Origin of the sequence: Bradyrhizobium sp. CCBAU 25360, from assembly GCF_028128695.1 — a bacterium.
In the GTDB taxonomy this organism is placed as follows: Bacteria; Pseudomonadota; Alphaproteobacteria; order Rhizobiales; family Xanthobacteraceae; genus Bradyrhizobium; species Bradyrhizobium ottawaense.
The window spans coordinates 77,060-94,136 of sequence record NZ_LBJA01000031.1 but is presented as its reverse complement, the minus strand read 5'-3'; the positions used below and the strand labels follow the sequence as shown (position 1 = coordinate 94,136).

Here is a 17,077-nt window from a genome sequence, read left to right as displayed (position 1 = left end):
GCGTCATCAGGCACAAGGGCCGGCGTGTCGCGCAAGTGCCTCGGCATGGAGCTTGGCGCTCGGCTCGGCGAAGCAGCAGAACACCACGCGGGCCACGGACGGCGCCACGGCGAGGCCTTCGATTGTGGTACGAACGGCGATATCGGCCGCCCGGCCGGCGGGGAAGCGGAAAATGCCGGTCGAAATCGCGGGGAATGCCACCGAGGTCAGCTTGTGCTTCCCGCACAGCTCCATCGAGCGGCGATAACAGGACGCGAGCAGATCGTCCTCTCCGAGCGTGCCGCCATTCCAGACCGGTCCGACGGTGTGGATCACATGGGCCGCCTTGAGCCGGTAGCCTTTGGTGATCTTGGCATCACCCGTCTTGCAGCCGTGGAGCATGCGGCATTCGGCGACCAGATCGGACCCTGCGGCCCGATGGATCGCACCATCCACGCCGCCCCCACCAAGGAGCGACGTGTTGGCCGCGTTGACGATGGCGTCAACGCTCAGTGTGGTGATGTCAGCGACAATGACCTCGAGCTCGGCGCCGCCGATCCGGCGCGTCAGCTGGGTCACCTATCAGGCCGCGACGACGACGCCCTTTTCGGTGAAAAGCTGCTGCAATTCACCGGCCTGGAACATCTCGCGGACGATGTCGCAGCCGCCGACGAACTCGCCCTTTACATAGAGCTGCGGGATGGTCGGCCAGTTGGAGAAGGTCTTGATGCCGTTGCGCAGTTCGGCGGATTCGAGAACGTTGAGGCCCTTATAGCCGACGCCGATATGGTCGAGGATCTGGACGACCTGGCCGGAGAAACCGCACTGCGGAAATTGCGGCGTGCCCTTCATGAACAGAACCACGTCGTTCGACTTCACTTCGTTGGCGATGAATTCCTCGATGCTCATTTCCGTTTCCTTCTGGGGCGGAGCCCTCACCAATCAATTCGGGCTGGCTCCGCCGATCTAACCCGATACCTGCCTATATATGTAGCCCAAACCGTTGTGCATCCAAAGTAAAATGGCGGCGACACGCCCCGCTGGCCGGTTTGCCCCCCAACCGGATCCATAGGCTGATGACATCAATATCATCGCCGGGGAGGACTTTCATACCGTAACGGAGCCCCTATCTAGGACGAACCCAGGTTTTGGAACCGGGCAACGCCAACAACGTTCTCTTGTCCTGTCTGGAGAAAAACGTGACGAAACAAGCCTCCGCTACGGCCGCCACCTCGCTTTCGTCACTGTCCTCCGCCGGTAACCTCGCCCAGCGGCTGGAAGATGCTTTTCTCGCCGTCCGCAACGAGACCGAACGCCGGGCTGCGCCGCTGTCGCCGGAGGACCAGCAGATCCAGTCCATGCCCGATGCGAGCCCGACGAAATGGCACCGGGCCCATACCACCTGGTTCTGGGAGCAATTTTTGCTCGGCGAGCACGCGGCCGGCTACCGGCCCTTCCACCCCGATTTCGCATTCCTGTTCAATTCCTATTACGTCAGCGCCGGCCCGCGTCATGCCCGCAATCATCGCGGTGATATCACCCGTCCCAGCGCAAACGAGGTCGGCGTCTATCGCAACTATGTCGATGCGGCCGTCGTCAAATTCTTCCGCGAGGCCGGGGAAGACAAGCTTCGCGCGATCGCAGCGCTGGTCGAGGTCGGGCTCAACCACGAGCAGCAACACCAGGAATTGATGTTCACCGACATCCTGCACGCCTTCGCGCAGAACCCGGTCTATCCGGCCTACGACCCGGACTGGCGCTTTCCGGCCGCGACGCGCGCCGGCGATGACTGGCTGACGCTGAACGAGGGCATCCACACCGTCGGCCATGTCGACGACAGCTTTCATTTCGACAATGAGAAGCCGGCGCATCGCGCCCTGGTCGGCCCGGTCCGGGTCGCGCGCAATCTCGTCACCAATGCCGAGTGGCTGGCCTTCATGCGGGACGGCGGATACCGGACCGCAACGCTGTGGCTGATGGACGGCTTTGCCGCGGCCAGCCAGGAAGACTGGCAGGCCCCGGGTCACTGGCGCGAGATCGATGGCCAGTGGCACGTGATGACGCTGGCCGGTGTGAAGCCGGTCGATCCCACCGCGTCGGTCTGTCATATCAGCTACTACGAGGCCGACGCCTTCGCGCGCTGGGCCGGCAAGCATCTGCCGACCGAGATGGAGTGGGAGGTCGCGGCCCGCGCCGGCCAGCTCAACGATGCCTTCGGCATCGTCTGGCAGTGGACCCGCAGCTCGTACGCACCCTACCCCGGCTACCGCGCCGTCGAAGGCGCGCTCGGCGAGTACAACGGCAAGTTCATGGTCAACCAACTGGTGCTGCGGGGCTCTTCGCTTGCAACTCCGGAAGGCCACAGCCGTATCACCTATCGCAACTTCTTTTATCCGCACCACCGCTGGCAGTTCACGGGACTGCGGCTCGCCGATTACGACTAGTTCTCATCCGACGACAAATGCGCGCCGGACAGCGCGTTCAGGAGAGTATCATGAATGTGCACGCCAGCGCTTTGGCCGAAGCCCATCTTCCCGACGAGCAGACCACCGCCTTCGCCCGCGAGGCCATCAAGGACCTCTCGCAGCAGCCCAAAACACTGTCGCCGAAATATTTCTACGACGCGACCGGATCGGAGCTGTTCGAGGCAATCACGCGCCTGCCGGAATACTATCCGACGCGGACCGAGCTCTCGATCCTGAAGGATCGTGGCAGCGAGATCGCAAAGATCATTCCCGAGCATGCCGCGCTGGTCGAGTTCGGCGCCGGCGCGACGACGAAGGTCCGCCTGCTGCTCAACCATTGCAGGTTTGCGGCCTATGTCCCCGTCGACATCTCCGGTGACTTCCTCAAGGCGCAGGCGAACGGCCTGAAGCGCGATTTCCCCTCGCTCGGCATCTATCCGGTGGCTGCCGACTTCACCACGCCGTTCGAGTTGCCTAGGGCGGTCGCGTCGATGCCCAAGGTCGGCTTCTTCCCCGGCTCGACCATCGGCAATTTCGAGCCGCATGAAGCCCAGGCTTTCCTGAAGAGCGCACGCCAGATCCTGGGCCGGGGCGCGCAGATGATCATCGGCGCCGACCTCGAAAAGGATGAGCGGGTGCTGCACGATGCCTATAACGATGCCGCCGGCATCACCGCGCGCTTCAACCTCAATGTTCTGGTGCGGATCAACCGCGAGCTTGGCGGCAATTTCGACCTCTCCGCCTTCACCCACCGCGCGATCTACAATCGCGAGCGGCACCGCATCGAGATGCATCTGATCAGCAGGAAGAGCCAGACCGTGCGCCTGCTCGGCACCAGCTTCTCGTTCCGCCCCGGCGAGAGCATCCACACCGAGAACAGCTACAAATACAGCATCGAGCGTTTTGCTGCGCTGGCACAGGGCGCCGGCTGGCGGGTGCGCGAGAGCTGGACGGATGCGGCGAAGATGTTCTCGGTGCATGCGCTGGAGGTGGCGGAGTAAACGCTCCGGCGGTTATCCGCGAGAGCGCTTTCCCCGCAGCGCATCCTTCGAGACGCCCGCTTAGGCGGGCTCCTCAGGATGAGGACGGAGTGCGTGGCAGGCAGTTTCAACGAGCGCCGACGCCAAATAGCCTCATCCTGAGGAGACCGCGCAGCGGTCGTCTCGAAGGACGAGGCGCTTGCTCAGGCCGCTCGCAGTTCAATGTTCCTTGGCCTCTTCTCTGTCCGCCCCCAGCGAAACCGATTCCCACACCGCGACGACGATCATGATCACCGTCGACGCGATCGACAGCCAGAGCGGCGGGAGGTCGGCTGCGAACCACCACAGCACCAGCAGCAGCATGATGCCGATGCCGTGCGAGAGCTGGAGGAAGCCGCGGATCGCGTGCTTGAACAGGATGGTGCCGATCAGAAACACCAGCGGCCCGCCGATCGTGCTCAGAACCGTCCTCATATCGGAATGGCCGGTCGGGTGCTTCAGCACCAGCTCGTCCGAGACCGCGGTCAGGATGATGCCGGCGATGATCGGCGTGTGCAGATAGGTATAGGCGAGCCGCGCCAGGCGGCCGGATTCGGCGGACTTCGAGATCCGCTCCGAGCCGGCCTCGGCGCCCTTGTGGAAATAGACCCACCACATTGCGATGGCGCCGACCAATGCGGAGACGAAGGCCATGATATTGTCCGCGGTCCACTCCAGTTCGGCAAAGGTCGCCCCGTTGACGACGACGGCTTCGCCGAGCGCGATGATGACGAAGAGAGAGCAACGCTCGGCCATGTGGCCGCCCTCGACGGCCCAGGCTTCGACCGACGAGAAGCCGAGTTTGGGAACCCAGAAGCGCGCCGCCGGCGAGACGTATTCCCACGTGACCGCCGCAATCCACAGCCATAGCCGCGTCTCGCCTTCGGACAGGCCGCCCGCGATCCACAGCACCGCGGAGATCGAGAGCCAGCTCAGAATGCGGATCGCGTTGTGGCGGACCGCGGTCCGATGCCGCGGCGTTGCGAACAGCCAGAAGGCGGTGCGCCCGAGCTGCATCGCCGCGTAGGCGATCGCAAACCACAGGCCCCGCCCCTCGAAAGCGGTCGGAATCGTCGTCGACAGCACCAGCCCGCCCAGCATCATCAGGAAGAGCATGACGCGGACCGGGGTCAGCTCCGGATTGAGCCAATTGGTGACCCAGGCGGTGTAGACCCACACCCACCACACCGCGAGAAACAGCACCGTGACGTGCACCGCGCCGAGCGGCGTGAAATGGTGCAGCAGCGTATGCGACACCTGCGTGACGGCGAAGACGAAGACGAGGTCGAAGAACAGCTCGACATTGGTGACGCGGCTGTGCTGGTTCGGCACGATGACGCGAAACATCGCGCCGCGAGAATTGTCCGCAGCCATCGTCGTCTCCCGTCGCGCGATCAGGTCAGGCGCCCGGCACGCCGGTTTGCAGCGCCAGCGCGTGCAGCACGCCGCCCATCTGGCCGCGCAGGGACTGATAGACGATCTGGTGCTGCTGGACGCGGGATTTGCCGCGGAAGGATTCCGAGATCACGGTCGCGGCATAGTGATCGCCGTCGCCGGCGAGGTCACGGATGGTCACCTCGGCATCGGGGATCGCCGCCTTGATCATCGCCTCGATATCGTGGGCGTCCATGGGCATTCGGGTCTCGCTCCTTCTGGTCTCGAATCGCTGCCGGGGTCCCCTCGCCGGCAGCGCCAAACTTAGCGTGAACGGACTTCTGCGTCACGCTTTCCGGCACTATATCCATGATCCCATCAGGATAAAGGCACGACAAAGTGCCGCGCGCGGCAGATTGATCGAAAAGGCGTGAAATCATGAAGCTTCCAGGGCCCGACCATCCCATCACCATCACCCAAAATCCCCGGCGCGTCCGTGTGACCGCCGGCGACATCGTGATCGCCGAGACCGGCAAGGCGCTGACGCTGAAGGAGGCCAAATATCCGGCGGTGCAATATGTGCCGCGGGAGGACACCAACATGGCCTTGCTGGCGCGTACCGACCGCGTCACCCACTGCCCCTACAAGGGGGATGCGAGCTATTACAGCGTAAAGGCCGACGGCAAGGTGCTCGATAATGCGATCTGGACCTACGAGACGCCCTTTCCCGCGATGAGCGAGATTTCCGGCCATCTCGCCTTCTATCCGGACAAGGTGAAGATCGAGGAAGTGGGGTAGGCTCGCGGCGCTGTGACGCCGGGGCGATCCTGGATCGCCTCCTTCCAGTCGACACAAGGCACGAGATGCCGCGCCGGGCCGCAAGACTGATTGGGGTCTCGTTGCTGGGATTGTCCGGCATCCTTGTTGTGCTCGCTGCTGCCGGGCTGGGTTTTCGTGCCTATCGACAGCACCTTGCTGCCCAAACTCTCGCGATCCGCTCTCCTGCCGGCGTGCAGGAGGGCGAGTTCATAGAGATCGGCGGCATCAAGCAATGGATTCAAATCCGCGGTGAGGATCGGGATAACCCGGTTCTCCTGTTCGTCCACGGCGGCCCCGGCGGATCCACCCTGCCGATCTCGTCGGGCTGGCGCCCCTGGGAAGAGCATTTCACCGTTGTCCAATGGGACCAGCGCGGCACCGGCCGCACCTTTGGCGCAGCTGGAGACGCGCTCGCCCCCACGATGACACTGGAGCGGATGACGCAAGACGGCATCGAACTGGCCGAGTACCTGCGCACGCATTTGCACAAGGACAAGATCGTCCTGGTCGGGCATTCCTGGGGCTCATTCCTGGGAATTCGAATGGCGAAGCAACGTCCGGATCTGTTCTCGGCCTATGTCGGCACAGGCCAGGTGGTCGGCAAGGCGACCTTCGAGAAGGCCTTCGAACTCACGATCGCGCGTTTGCAACGGCTTGCGGCAGCGGCCACCAACAGGGAGGCCCTGGCCGAATTGGCGCCGATCGCTTCACAACCGGTCCTCACCCCGGAAAATCGCCTGATTGCGGACAAATGGAGCAATGTGCTGGGTCTGCCGCTCGCCGACGGCTTCCAGCTCGCCGGTCCCATCCCACCGCTCTTCATGCCGGATGTCTCGCTGCTTGATCTGTACAATTGGCGGAGGGGCGCCGCCTTCTCAGCAAAGTACCTGACGGGACGGAACGGGCCGATGTTTCAGAGCGATATGGCCTCGCTCGGGTTCGAATTTTCGATCCCGATGTTCTTCATCGAGGGCGATGCGGATGGCGTCACGCCGAGCGAACCCGCCGAGCAATATTTCAAGGAGGTCACCGCCCCGCACAAGGAGTTTGCTCGGATTCGCGGCGGCGACCATTTCATTCCGTTCGATCGTCCTGATGAATTCTTGGCCGAGCTGATGGCCCGCGTCATGCCGTTCGCAGCCCACTGAGGACTGGTGCAGCCGCCCGGCTACGCCCTGAAGATCGTGAGCCCAAGTATCAGCAACACCAGGAAGATCACGACGAAGACATAAAACAGGAAGCGGGCGATATCGGCGGAGACGGCCGAAATGCCGCTGAAGCCGAGCACGCCGGCCACGATCGAGACAAGTAGGAAGATCAACGCCCATTTCAGGATCGTCATTGCCAGCTCCGAATTGTGCCGCTCCTCGCGGCCGTCAGCCCTTCCCTTCGGCGGACGCTAACTTCGCTGTTCGGAACTGGTTCCTACGGGTGTCAGGACCCAGGTTGGGGCTCAAGTGGGGCCTCAACTACGGCGCAAACGAGCCTTGCTGAATCGGGCTCGCGGCGGCACAGTCCGGCCCGGGGCAGGCGCGCGGGGGACCATGATGACGATGGCGGATTCAGCGACGATCGGCGCGGAGGCACACGCCGCGCCGAAAACCAAAGCGCGCAATTTGTCGCTCGATCGTGCCCGCACCTTCCTGACCCTCGTGGTGCTGCTGCATCATGCAGTGATCCCCTACACGCATTTCGGTCACACCGATCCGGCCTCCTTTGCCGGTTTCGACATGATCGTGCTCGCCACCGACAGCTTCTTCATGGCGATGTTCTTCTTCCTGTCGGGCCTGTTCACCTGGCCGGGCATCGCGCGCAAGGCGCCGTCGGTCTTTTTGCGTGACCGCCTGCTGCGGCTCGGGCTGCCGTTCGCGATCGCGGCCTTCACCATCATCCCGCTCGCCTATTACGCCATCGCGCTACGGGCCGAGCCCGAGCTGACCTTCGCAGCGTTCTGGTGGAAGACGGTGACGTCGGGCCCATGGCCGAGCGGCCCGATCTGGTTCGTATGGGTGCTGCTCGCCTTCGACCTGACCGCGAGCCTGCTCTACCGGGTCTCGGCGCATCTGGTCGATCCCGGCAACCGCGTCTCGTTGCTCGGATTTCAGCAGCCGGCCGTGTTCTGGCTGATGCTCGTCGCCGTAAGCGTCATCGTCTATCTGCCTGCGCTGCTCTATTTCGGTACCAACAAATGGTTCGAGTTCGGACCGTTCTCGGTGCAGGCGAGCCGGATCCTGCTCTACTTCAGCTACTTCTTCATCGGCGCCAGCGTCGGTTCGGCGAATTTCGATCGCGGCATCCTCAGCGCCGACGGTCAGTTGCCGAAGCAGCGCTGGCTATGGGTGATCGTCACGCTGATCCCCTACTGCCTGATGTGGTGCATGATCTACATCAAGCGCGAGATCCTCGGGAATCCCGATCACCTGCCGCACTGGTACCACGTGTTCTACGGCACGTTCTTCGTGCTGTTCTCGGCCTCGATCCTGCTCGCGATCCTCGCCTTCTTCCTGCATTCGAAGGCGCCGGGGCCGACCCTGCTCGACCGCATGCAGGCGGATGCCTATGGCATCTTCCTGGTGCACTACCCGATCGCGCTGTGGATCCAGTACGCGCTGTTCGACTATGCGTGGCCTGCGATCGTGAAGGCCACGATCGGCCTCGTGCTCACGGTGATCCTGAGCTGGGGCCTGACGGCGGCATTGCGGAAGATTCCGGGGGCGTCCCACGTGTTGTGAGGCACGAGGTCCCTCCACGCGTCACTGCGAGCGCAGCGAAGCGATCCAAAGTCCCCCGGCGGAGGTAGTCTGGATTGCTTCGTCGCTTCGCTCATCGCAATGACGGAGTGCGTGGCAGCAGCTCAGGCCGCCTTCCCGCCCATATATTCCGGCAGCCAGCGCTCGAACGATTTGCGCAAGCTGTCGATCGCCACGGGCGCTTCGCCCGCGATCGCGATCGCATCGCCGCCGGTGGTGCCGATTCGCACGCAGGGCACTTCGCAGCCGCGCATCTTGGCCAGCACGCGGCCGGCTTCGGTTTCCGGCACGGTGACGAGATAGCGCGCCTGGTCCTCGCCGAACCAATAGGCCTGCGAGACCAGTGAAGTCGGCGCCGCCAGCAGCTTGGCCCCGATGCCGCCCGCCATCGCCATCTCGGCCAGTGCGATCAGGAGGCCGCCGTCGGAGAGGTCGTGCACGGCGGTCGCGGTGCCGCCATGGATCATGCCGCGCACGCAATCGCCATTGCGCTTCTCGGCGGCGAGATCGACCGGCGGCGGCGCGCCCTCCTCGCGGCCGCAGATGTCGCGCAGGTAAACGGACTGGCCGAGCCAGCCATGGGTCTCGCCGACCAGGAGGATCGCTTCGCCCTCGGCCTTGAAGGCGAGCGAGGCGGATTTGGTGAAATCGTCGAGCAGGCCGACGCCGCCGATGGACGGTGTGGGGAGGATCGCGCGGCCGTTGGTCTCGTTGTAGAGCGAGACGTTGCCGGAGACGACCGGGAAGTCGAGCGTGCGGCAGGCTTCCGAGATGCCCTTCAGGCAGCCGACGAACTGGCCCATGATCTCGGGCCTTTCAGGATTGCCGAAGTTGAGGTTGTCGGTGATCGCGAGCGGCTTGCCGCCGACCGCGGTGATGTTGCGCCAGGCTTCGGCCACCGCCTGCTTGCCGCCTTCGAACGGGTCCGCCTCGCAATAGCGCGGCGTGACGTCAACGGTCAGCGCCAGCCCCTTCGGCCCGTCCTCGATGCGCACCACGGCGGCATCGCCGCCGGGACGCTGCATGGTGTTGCCGAGAATGACGTGGTCGTACTGCTCCCAGACCCAGCGCTTGCTGCACATGTCCGGCGTGCCGATCAGCTTCTCCAGCGCGCCACCTACGCCCATCGGCGCCGGCACATCACGCGCATGCACGACCGGCAACGCGGCGGAAGGGACATGCGGACGGTCGTAGAGCGGCGCCTCGTCGCCGAGCTCCTTGATCGGCAGGTCGGCCATGACGTCGCCGCCATGCTTGACCACGAAACGCTTGCTCGGCGTGGTGTAGCCGACCACGGCGAAGTCCAGGCCCCACTTCTTGAAGATCGCCTCGGCTTCCTTTTCCTTCTCGGGCTTGAGCACCATGAGCATGCGCTCCTGGCTCTCCGAGAGCATCATCTCGTAGGCGCTCATCCCGGTCTCGCGGGTCGGCACCGCATCGAGATCGAGATCGACGCCGAGGTCGCCCTTGGCGCCCATCTCGACCGCCGAGCAGGTCAGGCCCGCCGCGCCCATGTCCTGGATCGCGATGACGCAGCCCCTCTCCATGATCTCGAGGCAGGCTTCCAACAGCAGCTTCTCGGCGAAGGGATCGCCGACCTGCACGGTCGGGCGCTTCTCCTCGGACTTGTCGTCGAACTCGGCCGAGGCCATCGAGGCGCCGTGAATGCCGTCGCGCCCCGTCTTGGAGCCGAGATAGACGATCGGCATGTTCACGCCGGACGCCGCCGCATAGAAGATCTTGTCGGCATCGGCGAGGCCGACAGCCATCGCGTTGACGAGGATGTTGCCGTCATAGCGGGTGTGGAAGCGCACCTGGCCGCCCACCGTCGGCACGCCGAAGGAATTGCCGTACCCCCCGACGCCGGCGACGACGCCGGAGACCAGATGCCGTGTCCGGGCATGTTCGGGCGCGCCGAAGCTGAGCGCATTGAGGCAGGCGATGGGACGCGCGCCCATGGTGAAGACGTCGCGCAAAATGCCGCCGACTCCCGTGGTGGCGCCCTGGTAGGGCTCGATGTAGCTCGGGTGGTTGTGGCTTTCCATCTTGAAGACCACGGCCTGGCCGTCGCCGATGTCGATCACGCCGGCATTCTCGCCGGGGCCCTGGATCACCCAGGGCGCCTTGGTCGGCAGGCCCTTGAGATGGATGCGCGAGGATTTGTACGAGCAGTGCTCGTTCCACATCGCCGAGAAGATGCCGAGCTCGGTGAAGGTCGGCTCCCGCCCGATCAGCTTCAGGATGCGCTCATATTCGTCGGGCTTGAGCCCATGGGCGGCAACCAGTTCGGGGGTGATCTTGGGTTCGTTCTTCATGGATTCCAGGCTTTCGGCGGCGGTTTGGCCGTTCTTAGGAACATCCAGGGCTCGCGAAAAGCCCTTTATGGCGCATTTTCCCGCTGTCCCACGTTTTGCAGGCGGGGACGGCGGGAACAGGAATTGCACGGCGCGGACGGATCGGATTTAAGGGCTGAAGACCCGCAATTGAAGGCCCATTTCCTTGCACGAATTGACCAAAGCGCCCCTACCCCGCCGCCCTGACCTCCACGTCGCCACCGAGGGCGAATTTGTGGGCTGGCGGACCTGGATTCGCGACAGTTTTGAGTCCCATGTCGGCCCCTTCTGGCACCGGATCGAGGCGGATGGCAACGTCCGCAGCGCCTTCCGGGTCGAGAAAAAGCACCTCAACGGCTCCGGGAACGTCCACGGCGGCTGCTACATGGCCTTTGCCGACTACTCCCTGTTTGCGATCGCCACCCATGTCCTGGACAGCCGGGCGGTGACGACCAATTTTGCCTGTGAATTTCTCGACGCGGCACGCGAGGGCGAGCTGATCGAATGCACCGGCGAGGTCACCCGCGCCGGCGGCTCGCTGATCTTCCTGCGCGGCAAGATGACGTCCGGGACGCGGGTGCTGCTCACCTTTTCCGGCACGATCAAGCGGATGAAGCGGAAGGCGCTACCTCAGCCAAACGCATAGCTCGGCGCCTTCCCTTTTCGCGCCCCCTCGCCCAGACTTCCCGGCAAGCGCTGTCGCGCCGGGGAGCAGGAACAAGGTGCCGCAGAGCACATCGGAGGCGGGGCGCTCAGCGGCCTCCGTTTCATCGCCGTTGCCGGCCATGGCCGCCACCGGCGCGCGCAACTGGCGCGACTATGCGCTGCTGCTCGCGCTCGCCTGCTGCTGGAGCTCGACCTACCCGCTGGCCAAGCTGGCGCTTCCTACCGTCCCGCCCATCACCTTCATCTCGGCACGCTCGCTGATCGCGGCTGCCTTCCTGTTCGCGATCCTGTGGATGCGCGGCATCAGCGTCCCGACCGACGCGAAGGCGTGGAAGCTGTTCGCGACCCAGCAGCTGATCAACTCGACCTTTCCGTTCCTGATCATCACCTGGTCGCAGCTCTATGTGCCGGCGTCGAACACCGTGGTGCTGGCCTCGACCACGCCGATCTTCGCGTTCCTGATCACCTCGCTGATCACCCGGCATGAGCCGGCAACGCTGCTCAAGCTCGCCGGCGCGATCCTCGGCCTCGCCGGCACCATTCTCATCGTCGGCCTCGATGCACTGCGCGGCTTCGGGACCGAGATCGTGGCGGAGATCGCGATCCTGCTCGCCACCATCTCCTTTGCCTGCGCCACGATCTTCGGCCTTCGCCTCTCCGAATACGACCCGATGGTGGTGGCGGCCGGCTCGCTATTGTTCGGCGGTCTCATCCTGCTGCCGCCATCGCTGATCATCGACCAGCCCTGGACGCTGCAGCCGACGCCGACCGCGATCGTCGCCACCATCGTCATGGGCATCGTCTCGAGCGCGCTGGGCTTGATGCTGTTCTACGTCTGCCTCGGCCGCCTCGGTACGCTAACCACGAATGCGCAAGGGTATCTGCGCATTCCGATCGGCGTCGGCCTCTCCGTGCTGCTGCTCGGCGAGAGCGTGCCGTCGAACCTGGCGCTGGGGCTAGTGCTGGTGATGGCGGGCGTGGCGGCGATGACGGTGCCGGCAGAGAAGTTCAAGCTGCGCTAGGCCGATTGCGCGGGCTTTGAGCGCCAGCGCGGGCATAGCTCGATTGTCACACGCTGGACGAATATGAGGTAGTCGGGCGCAAGCCTGTCGTGACGCATCCCTCCCTCAGGGCCCAGCATGGAAAGTCGTTCACCGGACGCCATTGGCGATTCAAAGGCCGATCGCGCGCCCAGCCTCTGGTGGTTTGCGCTCGCGCTCTTCCCGCTCGTTGCATCCCAAGTGATGCGACTGCATCAGCATAGTGCCGCGGGCTGGCTCGTCTGGGACTATGCCGGCCGAGTCGCCGCTCTGGTCATCCTTGCGGCGATTCCGGCAGCACGCGCTATCGCCTATCGCAGGGAGAAACGCCGGATCTCTCTACTTGAAATCGGGGTCTGGATTGCTGGGTCAGTGCTGCTGGACCGGTTGGGTCAGTGGCCGCTACGTCTCATGAATGCGACATTTCCGGCGACCATCGTCGGCAAGTATCCGCACCCAATCGGCTGGCTCAACGTCTTCGATCTTGTCGTTGGCCTGATACTGGTCGCGGCCAGCGAAGAGATCATCTTCAGGCGATTGCTTCGGAACACCGCCCGACCTTACCTGGGTGACGGCGCCTTTGCCGTTCTCATCACTTCTCTCATGTTCGGTGCCCATCATTGGTGGTCCGGGGTCGGGAACATCCTTCTCGCCACAATATTCGGCATCCTTTTCATGGTGATGTATTGGCGGTCAGGCGCCCTTTGGCCGGTCGTGCTCGCGCATTACCTCGTTGACCTGGTCGCGTTTGCCGGAATTTGGCGCTGGTTCTAAAGCGCGAAGGCAACTAGCGCGACGCCGACAATTGCTTCTCGGCGATCGACAGCCATTCCGCCTGCGCGTTGCGCAGATATTTCGGTGCGCGGCGCATCTGGATCAGCAACTCGTTGAAGACCATTCGCGCCTCGGCGGTGCGGCCGACCACCTGCAGCAGCAGGCCGTAGCGCACCCGCGCTTCGGCGCCGGGGTAGTAGCCGGCGAGAGCGTGATATTCCTCCAGCGCCTCGTCGGTCCGGCCGACCTCGACGAGCGCGCGGGCGTAGAGCAGATGCGCATCCGCGGAATCGAAGTCGGGCCATTGCTTCTGGAGATCGTCGAGCGTCGTGAGCGCGTCGGCCGGACGCTTGGCGGAAAACTCGGCCTGCGCCTTGCGAAACGCATAGGCGGGATCGTGCCCCATCGGCAGCTTCAGGATGTGGTCATAATGCTGCTCGGCCTCAGCGAACCGGCCGATATTCGCGCACTCGTCCGCCAGCGCCGCGCGGTTGGCGATGGTGTCGGCGTCAGCCAGCCGGTCCGACAATTCGCGATAGCGCTTCTCCGGATCGAGCCGGTTGGCGACGCGCTGGCGCGCCTGCCGGGCACCGTGACTGGAAAACCATTCGGGAATGAGCTCGACCGCGATATAGGCGAGCGCGCCCATCATCGGCACCAGCAGGATGATGAAGGCCCAGGGCCGCAACCGCCCGGTTCGCGAGGCGTGATAGATCAGCGTGAGATCGAGCAGCAGAACGATCAGGGCAACGGGCATGTGACATCCACGGGCACAGCGACAGCGCACGCTCCGTGATATCGCAATTGCAGCGGCGGAACAACTTTGAGTTGCTCCCCTTGCAGAAAATCAGCGACCCCGGACGCACGCGCCGTGATGGCGACGAGGAGTCAGTCGCCTCAAGCGTGACGGAGGTTCACGAGCGAAATTTGCATCATGCGCGGCCATTCGAGTCGCGCAGCAATCCGCTCGCCAACTGTCGAAACGCGTCCACGGCCTTGTTCAGCACGACTTTCGGATCGTTGGCTGCGGCGACCCATAATGCGGCACTGAGCGCGGCGCCGTTCAGCAGTCGCCCGGCTGCTTCAACATCCAAAGGCTTCACCACCTTCTCGTCGATCAGTGACCGGATCGTTCGCATGGTGATATCCAGGCAGGCGTTCTCGCCGGGCCATTTGGATGGATCACCGAGTACGGCAGGTCCATCCAGAAGCATGATGCGCTGAATTTCAGGATCGAGCGCCATTTCGATATAGGCACTGCCCTCTGCAAGCAGGCCCTGCCACAAGGTTGGCGCTTGCTCCCGGATCGCGCGCAGCCGCTCCGCCATTTCGCCATCGATCTGCGCGACGACGGCCCAGAGCAGCCCCTTCTTGTCCTCGAAATTGTGATAGAGCGCGCCCCGTGTCAGCCCGACCGAGGCCGTCAGCTCATCCATCGACGCTTCTGCATAACCCTGCGTGGCGAAAGCCTTGCGCGCAGCGCGGATGAGCTTGGCCCGATTTTCCGCCATGGCTGCGGCACGTTTTCCCTCGATCATGCTCGACCCATTTTCTGTTGACATACGCCCCGTATGTGAGCAATAAGCTCACATACGAACCGTATATGAACAATGTCACGACCGGCGCCGCAAGGCAATTCGCGGTCCCTGCCCCTGATCTTTCGAAAGGCACAGCCACATGCTCCAGCGCGAGGCCATCTTCCCTGCTCACCGTCACGCACTTTATGAAGCTCATCGGTATTCGGCCGCGATCCGGTCCGGCGACTTGCTGTTCGTCTCGGGACAGGTCGGCAGCCGCGAGGACGGCTCACCCGAGCCCGTGTTCGAGGACCAGGTCCGGCGTGCGTTTGCCAATTTGCGCGCGGTGCTCGCAGCTGCCGGATGCACGCTGGACGATGTGGTGGATGTCACCACGTTTCACACCAATCCTGCCCAACAGATCGATACGGTGATGGCTGTCCGCAGCACCGAGATCGGCGACGCGCCCTATCCGAATTGGACGGCTGTTGGCGTGAATTGGCTTGCCGGGTTCGACTTCGAGATCAAGGTCGTCGCGCGGATTCCTTGAGTCGCGCAAAGCCGACTCCCGCCAATGCGGGAGCCGGCAGGAGCGGCCTACTACTTGGCGTCGTCCGCCAGCATTTTCCGATATTTTTCGACGTCCCGTGTCACGAGCTGCTGCAGCAGCTCCGGCGTATGCTCATTGGCATCGGGCGCAACGGTCGACAGGTCGGCAAAGCGCTTCTTGACCGCGTCGGTCTCGACGGCCGTGCGCGCCGCGGCGTTCAGCTTGGCAATCACGGCCGGCGGCGTGCCCTTGGGCGCGAACAGACCGTTCCAGCCTTGCGCCTCGAATTCGGGCAGACCCGCTTCCGTCGAGGTCGGCAGGTCCGGCAGCGTGGCGAGCCGCACGGTCGAGCCGACCACGAGCCCCTTCACCAGCTTCTCGTTGATCGATTGCGAGACCGAGGCCGCCGCATCGCAGACGCCGTCGATCTGGCTGCCGACGGCATCGGTCAGCGCGGGCGCGGCGCCGCGATAGCCGACCAGCGTCGCGTCGATGCTGGCGGCGGTGACGAAGCTCTTGCAGATCAGATAGTTCGAGGAGCCGACGCCGGCATGGCCGAGATTGATCTTGCCGGGATTGGCCTTGGCGTAGGCGATGAACTCCTTGAGGTCCTTCGCCGGAAAGTCCTTGCGCAGCGCGATGATGCCGAACGTCTTCGCCACCATGGCGATCGGCACGAAGGAATCAGGCGTGAACGGCAGCTTGGGATAGATCGTGTAGGTCGCGGCATTGGTGCCGGCATTGCCGATTGCGATGGTGTAGCCGTCGGGCTCGGCACGGGAGGCGCGCGCCAGCGCGGTCGAGCCGCCGGCCCCGGCGACGTTCTCGATCACGATGGTCTGGCCGAGCGCGATGCCCATCTGCTCGGCCACCGCGCGCGCGATCACGTCCGAGGTGCCGCCGGCCGCGAACGGCACGATCATGGTAACCGGACGTTTTGGATAATCCTGCGCGAACGCGGCCGTCGCGAATGCCAGCGCCGCGATCGCAGCGAGAGCCCGCTTCACCGCGAACGCAATCACGCGGCTTTTTCCAGATGCGCGGTCAGGCCCGCGAACAAGCCGCGGCCGTCGGTGCAGCCCATGATGTCTTCGACGTGGTTTTCCGGATGCGGCATCATGCCGAGCACGTTGCCCTTGTCGTTGACGATGCCGGCGATCGAATGCGCGGCGCCGTTGATGTTGTGAGCTTCGTCCACCACGCCCTCGGCGGAGCAATAGCGATAGAGCACCCGCCCCTCGCCTTCGAGCCGCTTGATGGTCTCTTCGTCCGCCTCGTAATTGCCTTCGCCATGGGCGACCGGCACGCGGATCACCTGTCCGGCATTGTAGCCGCGGGTGAACGGCGTGTCGGACCGCTCGACGCGCAGATGCACGTCATGGCAAATGAATTTCAGCCGCTCGTTGCGCATCAACACGCCCGGCAACAGGCCGGATTCGCAGAGGATCTGAAAACCGTTGCAGACGCCGAGCACGAGGCCGCCCTTGGCCGCATAGTCGCGCACCGCGTCCATCACCGGCGCGCGTGCCGCGATGGCGCCGCAGCGCAAATAGTCGCCGTAGGAGAAGCCGCCCGGCACCACCACGAGATCCGTGCCCGCGGGCAGCGACGGCTCGGCGTGCCAGACCATCGCCGGCTCGCTGCCCGAGATCATCCTCAGCGCCCGCGCCATGTCGCGTTCGCGGTTGATTCCGGGAAAGACGAGGATCGCGGCTTTCATGGCAAAAGTTCCGACGGTGATGGGAATCGGGCTGGCCAAAGGGCCAATTCGCGAAGAGACATAGCCATTTG

General features: G+C 64.1%; 19 protein-coding genes. 9 read left to right on the top strand and 10 right to left on the bottom strand.

What is annotated here, in order from left to right:
- Window positions 1-6: 6 nt before the first annotated feature.
- Window positions 7-558: an O-acetyl-ADP-ribose deacetylase gene (locus XH81_RS08575; protein ID WP_028142858.1), complete on the bottom strand. Its 552-nt coding sequence runs from the start codon at window positions 556-558 to the stop codon at window positions 7-9.
- 3 nt (window positions 559-561) lie between these two features.
- Window positions 562-888 carry a Grx4 family monothiol glutaredoxin gene (grxD, locus tag XH81_RS08570; RefSeq protein WP_018316580.1) on the bottom strand — a complete coding sequence of 109 codons (327 nt, stop codon included), beginning with the start codon at window positions 886-888 and terminating at the stop codon, window positions 562-564.
- Between the two features lie 239 nt (window positions 889-1,127).
- On the opposite strand from grxD, the gene egtB reads away from it, so the two are divergent.
- Both egtB and egtD read left to right on the top strand, forming a co-directional pair.
- Window positions 1,128-2,423, top strand: a complete 1,296-nt coding sequence (gene egtB, locus XH81_RS08565; protein WP_028142857.1) for an ergothioneine biosynthesis protein EgtB — start codon at window positions 1,128-1,130, stop codon at window positions 2,421-2,423.
- Between the two features lie 50 nt (window positions 2,424-2,473).
- Window positions 2,474-3,445, top strand: coding sequence for an L-histidine N(alpha)-methyltransferase (gene egtD / locus XH81_RS08560; RefSeq protein WP_028142856.1), 972 nt, complete (start codon window positions 2,474-2,476; stop codon window positions 3,443-3,445).
- Window positions 3,446-3,643: 198 nt separating this feature from the next.
- Here the strand turns inward: egtD and XH81_RS08555 are convergent, their stop codons facing one another.
- Entirely contained in the window at window positions 3,644-4,837 is a 1,194-nt protein-coding gene (locus XH81_RS08555) for a low temperature requirement protein A (protein WP_028142855.1), read from the bottom strand.
- 25 nt (window positions 4,838-4,862) lie between these two features.
- Window positions 4,863-5,099, bottom strand: coding sequence for a BolA family protein (locus XH81_RS08550; protein WP_018316584.1), 237 nt, complete (start codon window positions 5,097-5,099; stop codon window positions 4,863-4,865).
- Between the two features lie 176 nt (window positions 5,100-5,275).
- Between XH81_RS08550 and XH81_RS08545 the strand changes: the two genes are divergently transcribed.
- Both XH81_RS08545 and XH81_RS08540 read left to right on the top strand, forming a co-directional pair.
- On the top strand, window positions 5,276-5,635 hold the full coding sequence (locus XH81_RS08545) for a DUF427 domain-containing protein (RefSeq protein ID WP_028142854.1): 360 nt from the start codon (window positions 5,276-5,278) through the stop codon (window positions 5,633-5,635).
- A 65-nt stretch (window positions 5,636-5,700) separates the two neighbouring features.
- Window positions 5,701-6,804: an alpha/beta fold hydrolase gene (locus XH81_RS08540; protein WP_028142853.1), complete on the top strand. Its 1,104-nt coding sequence runs from the start codon at window positions 5,701-5,703 to the stop codon at window positions 6,802-6,804.
- 20 nt (window positions 6,805-6,824) lie between these two features.
- Here XH81_RS08540 and XH81_RS08535 read toward each other — a convergent pair whose 3' ends face one another.
- Window positions 6,825-6,998: a DUF1328 domain-containing protein gene (locus XH81_RS08535; protein WP_028142852.1), complete on the bottom strand. Its 174-nt coding sequence runs from the start codon at window positions 6,996-6,998 to the stop codon at window positions 6,825-6,827.
- Between the two features lie 202 nt (window positions 6,999-7,200).
- Here XH81_RS08535 and XH81_RS08530 point away from each other — a divergent pair, with 202 nt between their 5' ends.
- On the top strand, window positions 7,201-8,388 hold the full coding sequence (locus XH81_RS08530) for an acyltransferase family protein (RefSeq protein ID WP_028142851.1): 1,188 nt from the start codon (window positions 7,201-7,203) through the stop codon (window positions 8,386-8,388).
- Between the two features lie 122 nt (window positions 8,389-8,510).
- Here the strand turns inward: XH81_RS08530 and purL are convergent, their stop codons facing one another.
- A complete protein-coding gene (gene purL, locus XH81_RS08525; protein WP_028142850.1) occupies window positions 8,511-10,721 on the bottom strand; it encodes a phosphoribosylformylglycinamidine synthase subunit PurL in 2,211 nt (736 codons plus the stop codon).
- Between the two features lie 184 nt (window positions 10,722-10,905).
- Here purL and XH81_RS08520 point away from each other — a divergent pair, with 184 nt between their 5' ends.
- The 3 genes from XH81_RS08520 to XH81_RS08510 all read left to right on the top strand — a co-directional run bounded on the left by XH81_RS08520 (window position 10,906) and on the right by XH81_RS08510 (window position 13,219).
- Entirely contained in the window at window positions 10,906-11,385 is a 480-nt protein-coding gene (locus XH81_RS08520; RefSeq protein ID WP_028142849.1) for a PaaI family thioesterase, read from the top strand.
- A 76-nt stretch (window positions 11,386-11,461) separates the two neighbouring features.
- Complete coding sequence (locus tag XH81_RS08515) at window positions 11,462-12,427, top strand: DMT family transporter (protein WP_028142848.1); 966 nt, start codon at window positions 11,462-11,464, stop codon at window positions 12,425-12,427.
- 117 nt (window positions 12,428-12,544) lie between these two features.
- A complete protein-coding gene (locus XH81_RS08510; RefSeq protein WP_028142847.1) occupies window positions 12,545-13,219 on the top strand; it encodes a CPBP family intramembrane glutamic endopeptidase in 675 nt (224 codons plus the stop codon).
- A 13-nt stretch (window positions 13,220-13,232) separates the two neighbouring features.
- On the opposite strand, the gene XH81_RS08505 is transcribed toward XH81_RS08510, so the two are convergent.
- Together XH81_RS08505 and XH81_RS08500 are read right to left on the bottom strand one after the other, a co-directional pair.
- Complete coding sequence (locus XH81_RS08505; RefSeq protein ID WP_028142846.1) at window positions 13,233-13,976, bottom strand: tetratricopeptide repeat protein; 744 nt, start codon at window positions 13,974-13,976, stop codon at window positions 13,233-13,235.
- Between the two features lie 175 nt (window positions 13,977-14,151).
- Window positions 14,152-14,757, bottom strand: a complete 606-nt coding sequence (locus XH81_RS08500; RefSeq protein ID WP_028142845.1) for a TetR/AcrR family transcriptional regulator — start codon at window positions 14,755-14,757, stop codon at window positions 14,152-14,154.
- 139 nt (window positions 14,758-14,896) lie between these two features.
- Here XH81_RS08500 and XH81_RS08495 point away from each other — a divergent pair, with 139 nt between their 5' ends.
- Window positions 14,897-15,286, top strand: coding sequence for a RidA family protein (locus tag XH81_RS08495; RefSeq protein ID WP_028142844.1), 390 nt, complete (start codon window positions 14,897-14,899; stop codon window positions 15,284-15,286).
- A gap of 50 nt (window positions 15,287-15,336) precedes the next feature.
- On the opposite strand, the gene XH81_RS08490 is transcribed toward XH81_RS08495, so the two are convergent.
- A complete protein-coding gene (locus XH81_RS08490) occupies window positions 15,337-16,308 on the bottom strand; it encodes a tripartite tricarboxylate transporter substrate binding protein BugD (protein WP_028142843.1) in 972 nt (323 codons plus the stop codon).
- A complete protein-coding gene (gene purQ / locus XH81_RS08485; protein WP_028142842.1) occupies window positions 16,305-17,006 on the bottom strand; it encodes a phosphoribosylformylglycinamidine synthase subunit PurQ in 702 nt (233 codons plus the stop codon). Before purQ ends, XH81_RS08490 begins: the two co-directional genes overlap by 4 nt.
- Window positions 17,007-17,077 lie beyond the last annotated feature (71 nt).

Bases quoted from the DNA above. Each gene is read 5' to 3' on its own strand.
- XH81_RS08495 (WP_028142844.1), top strand. From the start codon at position 14,897: ATGCTCCAGCGCGAGGCCATCTTCCCTGCTCACCGTCACGCACTTTAT.
- purQ (WP_028142842.1), bottom strand. From the start codon at position 17,006: ATGAAAGCCGCGATCCTCGTCTTTCCCGGAATCAACCGCGAACGCGAC.
- XH81_RS08500 (WP_028142845.1), bottom strand. From the start codon at position 14,757: ATGATCGAGGGAAAACGTGCCGCAGCCATGGCGGAAAATCGGGCCAAG.
- egtD (WP_028142856.1), top strand. From the start codon at position 2,474: ATGAATGTGCACGCCAGCGCTTTGGCCGAAGCCCATCTTCCCGACGAG.
- XH81_RS08505 (WP_028142846.1), bottom strand. From the start codon at position 13,976: ATGCCCGTTGCCCTGATCGTTCTGCTGCTCGATCTCACGCTGATCTAT.
- XH81_RS08545 (WP_028142854.1), top strand. From the start codon at position 5,276: ATGAAGCTTCCAGGGCCCGACCATCCCATCACCATCACCCAAAATCCC.
- XH81_RS08530 (WP_028142851.1), top strand. From the start codon at position 7,201: ATGATGACGATGGCGGATTCAGCGACGATCGGCGCGGAGGCACACGCC.
- purL (WP_028142850.1), bottom strand. From the start codon at position 10,721: ATGAAGAACGAACCCAAGATCACCCCCGAACTGGTTGCCGCCCATGGG.
- grxD (WP_018316580.1), bottom strand. From the start codon at position 888: ATGAGCATCGAGGAATTCATCGCCAACGAAGTGAAGTCGAACGACGTG.
- XH81_RS08550 (WP_018316584.1), bottom strand. From the start codon at position 5,099: ATGCCCATGGACGCCCACGATATCGAGGCGATGATCAAGGCGGCGATC.
- XH81_RS08555 (WP_028142855.1), bottom strand. From the start codon at position 4,837: ATGGCTGCGGACAATTCTCGCGGCGCGATGTTTCGCGTCATCGTGCCG.
- XH81_RS08535 (WP_028142852.1), bottom strand. From the start codon at position 6,998: ATGACGATCCTGAAATGGGCGTTGATCTTCCTACTTGTCTCGATCGTG.
- XH81_RS08510 (WP_028142847.1), top strand. From the start codon at position 12,545: ATGGAAAGTCGTTCACCGGACGCCATTGGCGATTCAAAGGCCGATCGC.
- XH81_RS08540 (WP_028142853.1), top strand. From the start codon at position 5,701: ATGCCGCGCCGGGCCGCAAGACTGATTGGGGTCTCGTTGCTGGGATTG.